The sequence below is a fragment of the Actinophytocola xanthii genome (assembly GCF_001921205.1).
In the GTDB taxonomy this organism is placed as follows: Bacteria; Actinomycetota; Actinomycetes; order Mycobacteriales; family Pseudonocardiaceae; genus Actinophytocola; species Actinophytocola xanthii.
In genome coordinates this window covers 19,857-33,450 of sequence record NZ_MSIE01000075.1, presented here as the reverse complement: position 1 = coordinate 33,450, position 13,594 = coordinate 19,857, and the positions used below count along the sequence as shown (strand labels likewise).

Annotated in this window: 13 protein-coding genes and 1 pseudogene; 7 read left to right on the top strand and 7 right to left on the bottom strand. The window is 69.7% G+C overall.

What is annotated here, in order from left to right; genetic code table 11:
* Nucleotides 1-202, bottom strand: a pseudogene (locus tag BU204_RS31615) (EamA/RhaT family transporter); the annotation flags it as partial.
* 379 nt (nucleotides 203-581) lie between these two features.
* On the bottom strand, nucleotides 582-1,838 hold the full coding sequence (gene serS / locus BU204_RS31610; protein WP_075129459.1) for a serine--tRNA ligase: 1,257 nt from the start codon (nucleotides 1,836-1,838) through the stop codon (nucleotides 582-584).
* Nucleotides 1,839-1,978: 140 nt separating this feature from the next.
* Between serS and BU204_RS31605 the strand changes: the two genes are divergently transcribed.
* Both BU204_RS31605 and BU204_RS31600 read left to right on the top strand, forming a co-directional pair.
* The gene (locus BU204_RS31605; protein WP_158073543.1) at nucleotides 1,979-2,908 is read left to right on the top strand and encodes a septum formation family protein; all 930 of its coding nucleotides are present in this window, start codon (nucleotides 1,979-1,981) and stop codon (nucleotides 2,906-2,908) included.
* A 4-nt stretch (nucleotides 2,909-2,912) separates the two neighbouring features.
* Nucleotides 2,913-3,263: a metallopeptidase family protein gene (locus BU204_RS31600; protein ID WP_075129457.1), complete on the top strand. Its 351-nt coding sequence runs from the start codon at nucleotides 2,913-2,915 to the stop codon at nucleotides 3,261-3,263.
* A gap of 17 nt (nucleotides 3,264-3,280) precedes the next feature.
* Here the strand turns inward: BU204_RS31600 and BU204_RS31595 are convergent, their stop codons facing one another.
* The gene (locus BU204_RS31595) at nucleotides 3,281-3,679 is read right to left on the bottom strand and encodes an NUDIX hydrolase (RefSeq protein ID WP_075129456.1); all 399 of its coding nucleotides are present in this window, start codon (nucleotides 3,677-3,679) and stop codon (nucleotides 3,281-3,283) included.
* A gap of 44 nt (nucleotides 3,680-3,723) precedes the next feature.
* On the opposite strand from BU204_RS31595, the gene BU204_RS31590 reads away from it, so the two are divergent.
* Nucleotides 3,724-4,368, top strand: coding sequence for a helix-turn-helix domain-containing protein (locus BU204_RS31590; protein ID WP_075129455.1), 645 nt, complete (start codon nucleotides 3,724-3,726; stop codon nucleotides 4,366-4,368).
* Entirely contained in the window at nucleotides 4,365-6,833 is a 2,469-nt protein-coding gene (locus BU204_RS31585; protein WP_075129454.1) for a VIT domain-containing protein, read from the top strand. Before BU204_RS31590 ends, BU204_RS31585 begins: the two co-directional genes overlap by 4 nt.
* A 557-nt stretch (nucleotides 6,834-7,390) precedes the next feature.
* Here BU204_RS31585 and BU204_RS31580 read toward each other — a convergent pair.
* The 3 genes from BU204_RS31580 to BU204_RS31570 form a co-directional block, all read right to left on the bottom strand.
* Nucleotides 7,391-8,569 (bottom strand): RtcB family protein, encoded by a 1,179-nt coding sequence (locus BU204_RS31580; protein ID WP_075129453.1) that lies wholly within the window; start codon nucleotides 8,567-8,569, stop codon nucleotides 7,391-7,393.
* Between the two features lie 36 nt (nucleotides 8,570-8,605).
* Nucleotides 8,606-9,502 carry an AurF N-oxygenase family protein gene (locus BU204_RS31575; protein ID WP_075129452.1) on the bottom strand — a complete coding sequence of 299 codons (897 nt, stop codon included), beginning with the start codon at nucleotides 9,500-9,502 and terminating at the stop codon, nucleotides 8,606-8,608.
* Nucleotides 9,503-9,578: 76 nt separating this feature from the next.
* Nucleotides 9,579-10,271 (bottom strand): TetR/AcrR family transcriptional regulator, encoded by a 693-nt coding sequence (locus BU204_RS31570; RefSeq protein ID WP_075129464.1) that lies wholly within the window; start codon nucleotides 10,269-10,271, stop codon nucleotides 9,579-9,581.
* Nucleotides 10,272-10,416: 145 nt separating this feature from the next.
* Between BU204_RS31570 and BU204_RS31565 the strand changes: the two genes are divergently transcribed.
* The 3 genes from BU204_RS31565 to BU204_RS31555 all read left to right on the top strand — a co-directional run bounded on the left by BU204_RS31565 (nucleotide 10,417) and on the right by BU204_RS31555 (nucleotide 13,184).
* Nucleotides 10,417-11,622, top strand: coding sequence for an endonuclease/exonuclease/phosphatase family protein (locus BU204_RS31565; protein WP_075129451.1), 1,206 nt, complete (start codon nucleotides 10,417-10,419; stop codon nucleotides 11,620-11,622).
* Between the two features lie 158 nt (nucleotides 11,623-11,780).
* Nucleotides 11,781-12,425, top strand: a complete 645-nt coding sequence (gene shbA / locus BU204_RS31560; RefSeq protein ID WP_083661807.1) for an RNA polymerase sigma factor ShbA — start codon at nucleotides 11,781-11,783, stop codon at nucleotides 12,423-12,425.
* A 441-nt stretch (nucleotides 12,426-12,866) separates the two neighbouring features.
* On the top strand, nucleotides 12,867-13,184 hold the full coding sequence (locus BU204_RS31555; RefSeq protein ID WP_075129450.1) for an ArsR/SmtB family transcription factor: 318 nt from the start codon (nucleotides 12,867-12,869) through the stop codon (nucleotides 13,182-13,184).
* 8 nt (nucleotides 13,185-13,192) lie between these two features.
* On the opposite strand, the gene BU204_RS31550 is transcribed toward BU204_RS31555, so the two are convergent.
* Nucleotides 13,193-13,414, bottom strand: coding sequence for a hypothetical protein (locus BU204_RS31550; RefSeq protein WP_143229892.1), 222 nt, complete (start codon nucleotides 13,412-13,414; stop codon nucleotides 13,193-13,195).
* Nucleotides 13,415-13,594: the final 180 nt, after the last annotated feature.

Sequence of the window (13,594 nt, the reverse complement as noted above, 5' to 3'; positions counted from 1 at the left end):
CGGCGGGGTCGGTGAGGGGGTGGAGCCGACCGAACCAGGCGAGGGTCGCGGTGGCGACGAGCCCGCCGACAAGCAGCCGATAGGCGGCGACGGGGATGGGGGCGAGGCCGCCGTGGGACTGGAGGAGGGCGCCGGTCAGGCCGCCGGTGCCCCAGAGGAGGCCGGCACAGGCCAGGAGGAAGGTGGACGTGCGCGTGGACATGGAGAGCGCTCCCGGAGTCGAAGAGTGGTGATGTCCTCGTTCGCGGGGTGCTCGCGTGGTCCCGTGGTCCGTTGATCGGCCGCGCCGGACCGTCCTCAGCGACGCCGATGCTCAGCCACGCCGTCCGTGCCGTTGCTCAGCCACGCCGTCCGTGTTGAGCCATAGCGGACGGCGGCCGTCCAAGCGGTCGGCCCACGTCCACGCTGCCCAGCCGGTCGTCAACTGCTCGATCACGGTCAGCTTCGGCGGCGTCAGCGCGGTCGGAGTCGGCCGTGTCCGTCGCTGGATCACCCCGCTCAGGCGCGGGGCGGCGGGGTGATCGGAAACATGCGGTGCATGCGGGCACGATAGGAGGCGGAGCCCGGCGGAGCGAGCGAATTCACGGTGTGAGCACGTCCCGGCCGAGGAACGGGCGCAGCGCCTCCGGCACCCGAACCGAGCCGTCGGGCTGCTGGTGGTTCTCGAGCAGTGCCACCAGCCAGCGCGTGGTGGCCAGCGTGCCGTTGAGGGTGGCCGCGACCTGCGGTCGGTTGTTCTCGTCCCGGTAGCGCGCGGACAGGCGGCGGGCCTGGAACGTGGTGCAGTTCGAGGTCGAGGTGAGCTCGAGGTATCGCTGCTGGCTGGGCAGCCAGGCCTCGCAGTCGAACTTGCGGGCCGCGCTGCTGCCGAGGTCTCCCGTGGCCACGTCAATCACCCGATAGGGGACCTCGATGGTCGCGAGCATCTGCTCCTCCCAGGCCAGCAGCCGGGCGTGCTCGGCCTCGGCGTCCTCCGGGCGGCAGTAGACGAACATCTCGACCTTGTCGAACTGGTGCACCCGGATGATCCCCCGGGTGTCCTTGCCATAGGAGCCGGCCTCGCGGCGGAAGCAGGAGGACCAGCCGGCGTAGCGGCGCGGGCCTGCGGAGAGGTCGAGGATCTCGTCCGCGTGGTAGCCGGCCAGCGCGACCTCCGACGTGCCGACCAGGTAGAGGTCGTCCTCGGCGAGCCGGTAGACCTCCGCAGCGTGGGCGCCGAGGAAGCCGGTGCCCGCCATGATGTCCGGCCGGACCAGCACCGGCGGGATCATCAGCGTGAAGCCGTTCGCGGTTGCCTGCGCCGCGGCGAGGTTGAGCAGGGCGAGCTGCAGCTGGGCGCCGACCCCGGTGAGGAAGTAGAAGCGCGCGCCGGACACCTTCGCACCACGCTCGGTGTCCAGTGCGCCGAGACGCACGCCGAGGTCGAGGTGGTCGGCAGGCTCGAAGTCGAAGGTCGGTGGGGTGCCGACCTCCTTGACCACCACGTAGTCCTCCTCGCCGCCGGCGGGAGCCTCCGGGTGGACGACGTTGGACACGGCAAGGTGCCGCTCGGCCAGGTCGGCGTCGGCCTCCGACTGCTCCGCCTCCGCGGCGCGGACGTCGGCGGCCAGCTCCTTGCCGCGGGCGAGCAGCCGGTCACGCTCCTCGCCGCGGGCCCGGCCGACCTGCTTGCCGAGCTGCTTCTGCTCGGCGCGGAGCGCGTCGGCCCTCGCGACGACCGCCCGGCGGCGGTCGTCGGCTGCCAGCAGGGCATCGACCAGGCCTTCGTCCTCGCCGCGGGCGCGCTGGGAAGCACGTACTGCCGCCGGGTTCTCCCGCAATGTCCTCAGGTCGATCACCGCCGGAGCGTATCGGCCGACGCGGATCGAGGGCCACAATGCGGTTCGCCCCGACGCCTGGAGTGGTCGCTGGCATGATGGACGCCGTCATGGGCAGTAGGAGTGAACGAGGCAGACCAATGGGCTCTCGGGGAAGCACTGTGCGTACCCGCTTGGTCATGGCCGGTGCGTTCATCGGTGCGCTGGCCGTGCTGAGTGGCAGCATGCTGTTCTCCTGGCCGGTGTCGGTGAAGGAGGGCACGGCGGACACCGCGGTCGAGGAAGCGGCCGAGGCATTCGACTCACCTCCGGGCACGTGCCTTGACTGGCCGCACGACAAGCCGCAGAACATGCGCCGAGTCCCTTGCGACAAGCCGCACACGTTCGAGGTCACGAGCAACGTCGAGATCAAGGGCGAGTACGGCCCCAATTCGCCGCCGCCGGCCACGCAGGAGTGGCAGCAGATCGTCACCGACAAGTGCACCGCGGAGGCCGCGAAGTACCTCGGCGGGGCGCTGGACCCGTTCGGCAAGTACACGCCCGGTGCGTTGAAGCCGAGTGCCGAACAGTGGCGTGAGGGGGACCGCCAACTGCGGTGCGGGCTCCAGCGGGTGACGCCGTCGGCCGACCGGCTGATGCAGACCAAGGGGGCGGCGGCCGAGCAGGACCAGTCGAACGTGTACGAGCCGGGAACGTGCTTCGCGCTGGTCGAAGGCGAGGTCGGGGATCCGGTCGACTGCGACCGGGCGCACGCCTACGAGGTGGTCGGGGTGGTCGACCTGAGCAAGACATTCGACCCGAAGACGTACCCGGCGGAGGCGGACCAGCGCGAGAAGCTGGTCGACCTGTGCCCACCGGTGGCGAACAAGTACACGGGGAACGCGAACCTGGCGGCGACGCAGCTCTCGCTGTACTCCGACACATTGAAGAAGGAGAGCTGGGACGCGGGGTCCCACCTGGTGAACTGCAAGGTCGGAGCACGCCAGCCGGACGGAGCCCTGCGCCCGGTCCGCGGCAGCGTCGCGGCGGAGAAGGCTCCCTCGTCGACGCCGTCCACGCCGTCCACCGCGCCCTCCAGCACCGGCCGGTGACCCGTTGTCGGTGGAGATGTCCCGCCAACGCTTCGAGGAGCTCGTCGGCGACGCCCTGGACCTGATCCCCGACGAGTTCGCGGCGGCGATGGACAACGTCGTCATCCTGGTGGAGGACCGGGACCCCGAGCAGCCGACCCTGTTGGGCCTCTACCACGGCGTGGCGCTCACCGAGCGTACGTCGACCTACGGCGGCGTCCTTCCGGACCGGATCACGATCTACCGCGAGGCGATCCTGGACATCTGCCAGACCGAGGAGGACGTGGTGGAGGAGGTCGCGATCACCGTCGTACACGAGATCGCCCACCACTTCGGCATCGACGACGCCAGGCTGCACGAGCTGGGCTGGGGCTGAGCCCTGCGAGTCCGGAGTCACGAGAGCCGCCCGGCCTGAAAGAGATGGTCGAAGATCGCCTGGTCGACCGGGGACACGCGGGGCCGGTCGGCATAGGTGAGCCAGACGAGCTCGGCGATCTCGCTACTGGGCGCGAGTGTGCCGCGGTAGTCGGCCGTGTAGCAGGTCATGCGCACAGTGGTGCCCGCCGCATGACCGTGAGCCTGCGCCTCGAACGTGCCCGCGTGAGCCGCGCTGTCCGGGATGATGGCGACCGAGAGCTCCTCGTCGATCTCCCGGGCGAGGGTCTGGAGATCGGTCTCCCCCGGCTCGCGCTTACCTCCGGGCAGGTAGAAGACGTCCTTGCCGCGGGAGCGGGTACTGAGAACCCTGCCGTTCACCAGGTGGATCCAGGCGATCTTGTCGATGGGAGCCATACTGCAACCTTGACACTGTCATCGTTAACTGTCAAGATTGCAGTATGACCGAGGAGTTGTGGACCATCGAACAGCTCCCGGACCAAGTGGCCGAACTGCTGTCGGGCAACTACGACGGGCAGTCGAACGGCCGGGTTCGGGAGCTGCCGAACCGTCGCACCATCCGGTGGTACACGACGATCGGCCTGGTCGACCGGCCCGTCGCAGCGCGAGGTCGCACTGCACTGTACGGCCCCCGCCACCTGCTCCAACTCGCCGCCGTGAAACGCCTTCAGGCCGCCGGACGCACCCTCGCCGAGATCCAGGAAGAACTCGTGGGCGCGAGCAACCGACAGCTCGCCGAGATCGCCCAGGTCTCCCCGATCGACGTGTCCTGGACGCGTGAACCGGTCCGCGTCGGGGCGTTCTGGCGGACGGCGACCCATACCCCCACCTCCGACGCCAACAGTGTCGTCGCCGACGATGACACTGTCACTGTCAGCGGGCCAGCGCGCTCTCACGAACCAGTGCCAGCGGCCTCGACCGCTTACGGGATTCGTCTCGGCGATGGAGTCACGGTCGTGCTCGACACCGCCGCCCGCCCACTCGAGCCCGACGAACTGGCCGCCGTGGCGGCGGCCGCCGCCCCGTTGCTTGACCTGCTGGACCGACTCGGTCTGGCGTCCTCCGCAGGAAAGGAACGCCGATGAACATGCGCGTCGACCTCATGGACCTGACCGAGGCGCCGACCAGCCCCAGCGACGACGACGGGCTCGGGTGCCTGCGGACCGAGCGGGGCAACCTTCCGCTGGACACGATCGACATTCGGGCCGCACTCACCGGGTTGGCCTCGGCCATCGAGCTGACGCAGGGCTTTCGCAACCCCCACAGCGAGCCGCTGGAGGCCACCTTCATCTTCCCGCTGCCGCCCCGGGCCGCGGTTACAGCCCTGCGGATGGAGGCCGACGGGCGCATCGTCCAAGGCGTGCTCAAGGAGCGAGAAGCAGCCCGAGCCGACTACGACCAGGCCGTCGCGGAGGGCAAGCGTGCCTCGATCGCCGAGGAGGAACGGCCCGGCGTGTTCACGATGCGGGTCGGCAACATCATGCCCGGAGAGCGGGTCAGCGTGCACGTGACGCTGGCCGGCGCCCTCGCCTACGAGGACGGGTCCGCGACGTTCCGGTTCCCGTTGGTGGTCGCTCCTCGCTTCATCCCTGGTGAGCCGCTCCCCGACGGGCAGGTCGGTGACGGCGTCGCGCAGGACACGGACGCCGTCCCGGACGCCTCGAGGATCAGTCCGCCCGTGTTACTGCCCGGTTTTCCGAATCCGGTGAACCTTTCCGTAGCGGTCGACATCGACCCGGCCGGCCTTCCACTCGCCGGTGTCTCGACAAGCCTCCACTCGACCGCCACCACCGCGGACGACAGCGGCGGCCTGCGGGTCCGCCTCGAGCCGGGGGAACGTGCCGACCGTGACTTCCTGCTGCGCCTGACCTTCACCGACGACACGGCGATCCGCTCGTCGCTGGCCGTGCGTCCCGACTCGTCTGATTCGGGCACCGGGGGCACGTTCGCACTGACGGTCCTGCCACCCACGGCGTCGGCGAAGGCGACCCCCCGAGACGTGGTGCTCGTGCTCGACCGTTCGGGCTCGATGAAGGGCTGGAAGATGGTGGCCGCCCGGCGTGCGGCCGCCCGCATCATCGACACGCTGAACACAGCGGACCGGTTCGCGGTGCTCGCGTTCGACAACGTCGTCGTCACGCCGCCGTCGCTGGGCGAGGGCCTGGTGGAGGCCAGCGATCGCAACCGTTTCCGCGCCGTCGAGTTCCTGGGCACGGTGGACGCCTACGGCGGAACGCAGATGCTGGAGCCGCTGACCAGAGCCGCGGCTCTGCTCGGGGCCGACAGCACCCAGGACAGGGTGCTCGTCCTCGTCACCGATGGGCAGGTCGGCAACGAGGACCAGGTGTTGCAACGGTTGTCACCGGAGCTCCAGGGCGTCCGGGTGCACACGGTCGGTGTCGACCGGGCAGTGAACGAGGCGTTCCTGCAGCGCCTGGCGGGTGCCCACGGGCGCTGCGAGCTGGTCGAGTCCGAGGACCGCCTGGACGAGGTCATGCAGCACATCCATCGCCGCATCGCGGCCCCCGTCGTCACTGGGCTGCGGCTCACCTCGTCCGGCCTCGCGGTGGACGCCGACTCGTTCGCTCCGTTCCCGGTGCCCGACCTGTTCGAAGGCGTGCCTCTGGTGTTGACGGGCCGGTACACCGGGGAACCCAGCGGAACGGTCACGGTCACCAACGATCAGGGCTGGGAGGTCTCGGTCGAAGCCAGCCGCAGCGACAACCAGGCGTTGAGCGCGCTGTGGGCCAGGTCGAGGATCCGGGACCTGGAGGATCGCTACGTATCCGGCACCGGCGACCAGTCCCACCTGGAGAAGCGGATCGTCGAGACCTCGCTCGGGTTCGGCGTGCTGTGCCGTTTCACCGCCTTCGTGGCGGTCGACGAGCGCGTGGTCAACGAATCCGGCCAGGTGCACCGGGTGACGCAGCCCGTCGACCTACCAAGCGGGTGGGAGCCTCAGGCCCTCTTCGGCTCCAACTTCAGTGCCAGTGCCAGTGCCCCCATGGGCCGGGGCGTCCCCCTGGCGTTCGCACCGTCCCCCGCCGCTCCGGCGGCGACCACCTACGTCGCCGAGAGCGCGCATCCTCGCCCCACCGTCGGCCGTCGGCTCCCACCCCGTCCCACCGCCGCGGACCTCGCCCCGGATCCGCTGAAAGGAAAGGCCCGCGGCCGCAAACCGCAGCAACCCGACGTGCACCCACCCCAGGCACAACCAACTCCTCCGGCAATGCCCACTTCCCCGCCCACGCTGATCGACTTCGCGATCAACGAACGGCGCGCACTGCTCGCCGACGACAAAAAGGATGTCTGGGCACGCGCGGCCCTGCTCGCCGCCCTCGCCGAGCGCATCTTCGCCCTCCTCGACCACTGGAAGCAGACCGGCGAGGACGAGCTGGCCCGCACCTCCCTGGCCGCCCTGGCCAAGGACCTCGCCAAGCCAACCGACAACCCGAACATGGCCGATTCCCTCTGGTTCATGGCCATAGCGACGCTCAACACCTTCAGCAAGCCCAGGCCCAACCCCCGAAAGAACTTCTGGAAACGCTGAACAGACGCCCACAACGACCACGCCCAGACAGCGTTGTGGCCGGTGAGAGCGACCGGCTGACGGTCTCCGGCGAGGGCCTGCGCTACCTCGCCGGTCCGAGCGGGAAGGTCCAGGCCAGGTGTGGCCCTGCAGATTCGCGCTCGACCGCAGGGCCACTCTGGCCACTCCGACAGGTCCTGCTCACCGACTGGTGCCGGCAGTACCCCAGCCACTCCCTCGGCACTCCGTCCGGGACCTGGGGAGTGGTTGTGGTCGGGGGGCGAGGGTCCGGCCACCGCTCGGCACTCCGTCCTTCGATCTCGCCAACGAGTGAATGCAGCGAGTGCTGGGCTGCGTTGTGGCGAGATGGGAAGGGACCGGGCGGCCTATGTCTGCCTGGTCCAGCTTGGGGACGGCGGGCGGGCTCGGCCGGATGCGGGCCTGGGTCTGAGCAGCGCGGCGTGCGCCCTCTGAACACAGTGTTCTGAAAAGGCCTTGGTCCGGCGCGAACGGAAGATCCATTCGCACCGGACCGGAGGGCTGGGGGTGGGGCGAACGGCGGCGCCTGGTGGGCTCCGTCAACCCTTGACGCAGACGACCTGCTTCAGCTTCGCCACTACCTCTACCAGGTCGCGCTGGTTGTCGATGACCTCGTCGATGTCCTTGTAGGCGCCGGGGATCTCGTCGACCACCCCCGAGTCCTTTCGGCACTCCACGCCCGCCGTCTGGGCGGCCAGGTCCGCTTCGGTGAACTTCTTGCGTGCCTGGGTTCTCGACATCCGGCGGCCGGCGCCGTGGGAGGCCGACTCGAACGAGTCCGGGTTTCCGAGGCCGCGCACGATGTAGGAGCCCGTGCCCATGGAACCGGGGATGATTCCGAGGTCTCCCCGACCCGCTCGGATCGCGCCCTTGCGGGTCACGAGCACCTCCTCCCCGAAATGGGTCTCCTCCGCCACATAGTTGTGGTGCGCCGAAATCGGCTCGTCGAACTTCACCGTCGGGAACTGTCGCCGCAGTACGTCGCACACCAACCGCAGCATCACCGTGCGGTTGCGGCGGGCGTAGTCCTGAGCCCAGTACAGGTCGTGCCGGTATGCGGCCATCTGGGGAGTGTTCGCCAAGAACACCGCCAGATCCGGGTCCGGCAACGACTGGTTGTGCGCCAGCCGCTGGGCCACCTCGATGTGGTGCTGGGCGAGAAGGTTCCCGATCCCCCGGGAACCCGAGTGCAGCATCACCCACACCTGCTTGTCCGTGTCCAGGCAGATCTCAATGAAATGGTTCCCGCCGCCGAGGGTGCCCATCTGGTGTAGGGCCCGGCCCACGTTCGACCGCACCACCGGCGTCAGCTCGTCGAACCGGCGCCAGAACGCGTCCCAGTCCGCCGCGTCCCGCTCGCCGAACGCGGTCGCGCGGTGCTGGTCGCGGCCGACCGGGACCGCGCGTTCGACGCCCGACCGGAGGCGGCTCAGGTCGTCCGGCAGGTCCTCCGCGCGCAGCGACGTGCGCACCGCGGTCATTCCGCACCCGATGTCCACGCCGACCGCCGCCGGCGACACCGCGTCGCGCATCGCGATCACCGAGCCGACCGTCGCGCCCTTGCCAAAGTGCACGTCGGGCATCACCGCGACGTGCTTGAAGGCCCAGGGCAGCGCGGAGATGTTCTGCAGTTGGCGCATGGCCTGGTCCTCGACCGTCTCCGGTCGAGTCCACAGGCGAATGTCAACGTGCCGTCCCGGGATCGTCGTCGGTGCCATGTCTCCACGCTAAACACCTGGTCGAACGGTTTCCGATCAGACGAGGTAGCCGCGCTTCCAGAGCCACCTGCTGGACCCACCGATCAACCCCACCTCGGTGAGGAACTCGACGACCTTCTCCGACATCCACCGGCGATGCTGCTGGTGGTGGGGGTTGGCGAGCGCGGCCTTCCGTCCCTCGCGCGGATCGATGCCGACAGCGGCGTACACCTTCGGGTGAATCATGCAGTCCACCACGGCCCGGGCGGTCAGGGCCGTCACAAGCCGGTAGAACTCGAGCCGGAGCCGGCCCACGCCCTTCAGCCCGCGCACCACCTCCTCGCGCGCAAAGCGGACGTGCCTGGCCTCCTCGATCACATGGATCCGGTTGACCATCCTGATCATCGGCTGGATGTCCGGGTCGTCCATCATCGACCGCTGCACGCGGTCCGTGGTCTCCTCGGCCACCAGCACCGAGGCGAACATCGGCGGTCCGCTCGCGACACCCCCGAACACCCGGCCGAGAGCCTTCACCACCCGATTCGGGCCGTAGGGCGGCGCCCCCGTCTTGCTCACGGCCTTCGCGAACATGATCGAGTGCCGGGTCTCGTCACCCAGCTCCGTGAGCGCGTACTGGGCATGCGCCGTGGTCGGGTCGAGGTCGTACACGTAGCGCGCCAGGAGCTGCATCAACACGATCTCGAACCAGAGCCCCACGCTGGCCATACTCGCGATCTCGTGCCGGGACAGCTCCACTCGCTGCTCGTGGGTGAGCCCCTCCCACAGGTCAGTTCCGTAGAGCGACACCCGCTCGAACGGCATGAACGCCTTACCGTCCTGCAGCGGCGCCGCCCAGTCGATGTCCAACTCCGGCGAGTAGGAGTTGCGGGCGGACGAGTCGAGCAGTCGCTCGGCGGTGACTTCACGGTCCTTCGGTTGCAGCGTGCGCGCCATGCTGGACCACCGTCCCCGATAGTGTTACCTGCCGTAACAGTTACCGTTGGTAGATTGACGGCTAGGCCCTCACCTGTCAAGCGTCGGGGCGGGACAGCTCACCGACCAGCTGAACGATCTCCCTGGTCACCGGGCGCAGCAGGCGGAGCCGGGACAGGCCGACAACCCGGTTGATCAGCGGAACGGTCCGGTCCACCAGGAGCCGGGTCTTCCGGCACTGCGGCGACCGGTCGTGCACCCAGAAGAGGACCACGCCCATCTCGTAAAGCCAGAGCAGCTCCGGCAGCTCAGGGCGCAGCTCGGTGTCGACCTTGACCGTGGAACCGTCGAGCACCCGCCGGTGCAGGGCGATCTGGGACTCTCGGGCGGGGCTCGACTCGGCGGAGAACGGGCTCAGCGGGCTCTCCGGGTCGACGGCGTTGACGAAGAACTGCTTGCCGAACTCGTGATAGGGCGCGGCCACGTCGATCCACCCGTGCATCACCGCCCGCAGCCGGGTCGCGAACTCCCGCTCGGTGCGCAGGACCTCCGCGCAGGCCTGCTCGTGCAGCTCGGTTATCCGGTCGTAGAACCCCTGGACGAGCTGCTCCTTCGAGCTGAAGTAGTAGTAGGCGTTACCCACGGAGACACCCGCCTCCCTGGCGATGGCCCGCATCGTGGTCTTCGCGTACCCGTGCTCCTGGAACAGGCGCAACGCGGTCTCGACAATCAGAGTCCGCGTCGCCTCGCTCTTGACCGTCCTGCCACCGGCCTCCCGCGACTCGACCACGTCGCTCACGGTATCGCCCCACGATCCACGGCAAGGGCGGTTCGGCAGGCGCGATCGCGGGCCCGAGCCGTACGGTGTTCACTCGGAGATCACCCGTTCGTGGCCACGGCATGTCAGGGTGGCGCGCGACCCCGGAGGTGGACGAATGAACCGTGGCCGACTGCTGTTGCTCCCCGCCCTGGCTCTCGCCGCCGGGGTCCTGGCGGCTCCCGCTGCGCAGGCCGACCGTGAGCACCAACCCGCGGTCCGGTTCGCCACCTTCAACGCCTCGCTCAACCGCGGCGCCGCCGGGCAGCTCGTGACCGACCTGTCCACCCCGGACAACGCGCAGGCCCGCGAGGTCGCCGAGGTGATCCAGCGCAACCGGCCCGACGTCCTGCTGATCAACGAGTTCGACTACGTCCCGAACAACCGGGCCGCCGACCTCTTCCGGGACAACTACCTCGAACGCGGGCAGAACGGCGCCCGGCCGATCGACTACCCGTACGCCTTCGTCGCGCCGTCCAACACCGGCGTGCCGACCGGCTTCGACCTGAACCGGGACGGCCGGGTCGGCACCGGGGACGACGCGCACGGATTCGGCCTGTTCGAGGGGCAGTACGGGATGCTCGTCCTCTCCAAGTACCCCATCGCACGCAACGACGTGCGGACCTTCCAGACCTTCCGGTGGGCCGACATGCCGGGCGCGATGCTGCCCGACGACCCCGCCACCCCCGCCGCCCGCGACTGGTACTCGCCGGAGATCCTCCAGGTGCTGCGACTGTCCTCGAAGTCGCACTGGGACGTGCCCGTCCGCGTCGGCCGCTCGGTCGTGCACTTCCTCGTTTCGCACCCGACGCCGCCCACCTTCGACGGCCCCGAGGACCGCAACGGCACCCGCAACCACGACGAGATCCGGTTCTGGGCCGACTACGTCACGCCGGGCAAGGGGCGCTACATCTACGACGACAACGGGCGCCGCGGCGGGCTGGCCGCCGGCGAGCGGTTCGTCGTCGCGGGTGACAACAACTCCGACCCCCGCGACGGGGACAGCGTGCCGGGCGCCATCCAGCAGCTGCTGCACGCGCCGCGGGTCATCGACACCTGGCCGGGCAGCCGAGGCGGCTATCTCGCGGCCCGGGAGCAGGGCGGCGCCAACGCCGGCCACCGGACCAACCCGTACTTCGACACGGCCGACTTCAACGACCAGGCGCCGGGCAACCTGCGGGTCGACTACGTACTCCCGTCGCGAGGGCTCGCCCCGGTCGGCGGAGAGGTGTTCTGGCCCACCTCCGACTCCCCCCTCGCCCGGCTCAACGACGCCTCCGACCACCACCTGGTGCGCGTCGACGTGCTCGTCACCCGGCGCTGACGGTAACCGGCCGGACACCCCGCGTCCTGCGCGTTTGCCCGAAAGGGCGACAGTTTGGGCCAGCGGGGAGTGAAGTTGGCAACAGACGTATTTGTGCCGGCCGTGCGTGCTCTCTTGGTGTGACCCACAACCCCCGGGGCACCCCTTGGAGGCACCGAATGTTGTGCACTGTCGAGCCCGACGAGGCCCTGGCCGATCTCGAGGCGGAACTCAGCGCTCTGCCCACCGTGTCCACGGCATGGACGCGCCCGGTCACCCGGGGGAACATCGACGCGGTTGCCGCGGCCGCCTCCGCCGGCGACGCCGCGGCAACCGACGAGCTGCTCGCCTTCCTGCGTCCGATCATGGTCCGGTACTGCCGGGGCAAGCTCGGCCGGATGCGTCCGGTCAACTCCCCCGACGACGTCGCCCAGGAGGTGTGCCTGGCCGTGTTCCGCGCCCTGCCCACCTACCGCCACCTCGGTCGGCCGTTCCTGTCGTTCGTGTTCGGCGTCGCCGCGCACAAGGTCGCCGACGTCCACCGGGCGGCGGCCAGGGACCGCTCCCTCCCCACCGCCGAGACCCCCGACCTACCCGACGTGGAGGAGAGCCCCGAGCAGATCGCGCTCCGGCGGGAGCTCGTGGAGCAGACCGGCGGCCTGCTCCGCACGCTCCTCCCCCGGCAGCGAGAAATCCTGATCATGCGCGTCGTCCTGGGCATGACCGCCCAGGAGACCGCCGACGCCGTCGGCACGACTCCCGACGCCGTCCGGGTGGCCCAGCACCGGGCGCTGACCCGCCTTCGCCGCACCGTCGCCCGCTGAGCTCCGGCGGCTGTCGCCAGGGCAGCCGCCGGCCACCACGTTGCCCGGCATGAGCCGAACGGGTCCTCCTGCTACGCCGAGTGGAGTCTGTCCACCCGAAAGTGGCATAGGCGCCGTTTCCCGGGGTTACTCCCTTTTCGGTCCCCGTAGGAACACCGGCCACGTCAGGAGCGAGACATGCCGTGGGTCAGAAGTCACCGCCGTCGGACTGGGCTTTTCGGTAGTACTCGGGTTCGCAGTCACTACCGCCGGTCGCCCGGTCTGCCCATTGTGCCGATCGTGATCGCCGTGATCGTCATTCTCGTCCTGATCGCGCTGTTCTAGGGCTTTGGCCGGTGGCGCGGCCAGGTGGGGTCCGTGCCACCGGCGATCTGGACGGAAACACGCCGAGCGAGGAGTAGGGTTTTCGGTAGCTCCAGAAACTCGCAAGGAGGACCACCGGTGCCACTCGGCCGGTGGGCGTCGGTCGCCCACCCGGAGATCGACGCCGTCGAGCTCGACGACGTCCTACACGCGCTCGCCGACCCCACGCGGCGCACGATCGTGCGCATGCTGCTCGCGGAGGGTGACCGCGCCTGCGGCACGTTCGGGCTCCCGGTCGCGGCCTCCACGCTCAGCCATCACTTCCGTGCCCTGCGCAAGGCCGGCATCCTGCGCCAGTACGACGAGGGCCGGCAGCGCATGAACACGCTGCGTCTCGACGAGCTGGACGCGCGGTTCCCGGGTCTGGTCTCCACGGTGCTCGACGCCGCCAAGTAGGCCGCGCCTCACACCGTCGCGGGCTTGGCCGCCACGGGCTCCGGTGCCGACAGGGCCGCGCGGGCGGCACGACGAGCCGCTCGACGAGCCGCCCGACGCTGCCGCCGGCGACTGTGCCGGCGCTCGAACAACCACGCGTCGGCCTCCACGATGACCGGCCCCAGGGCCATGATCAGCAGCACCCCCAGGGCCACCGCCGCACCGGCCCACACCGCAATCGCTTGCAACATCTTCCACCTCCGCTAAACGTCCTGCTCACAGCTTCGCTCCGGAGGGGTGGGTGGCGGATCGGTCGAAGGGACGGCGCGCGCCGGTCGACTGGTCGGCGCGCCGGCCTCGATACCTGGCCGATCGGCCGACCTCCGGGCGCCGGTTGGCCGAGGCGACCGGACGCGTCCTGCAATACCTTC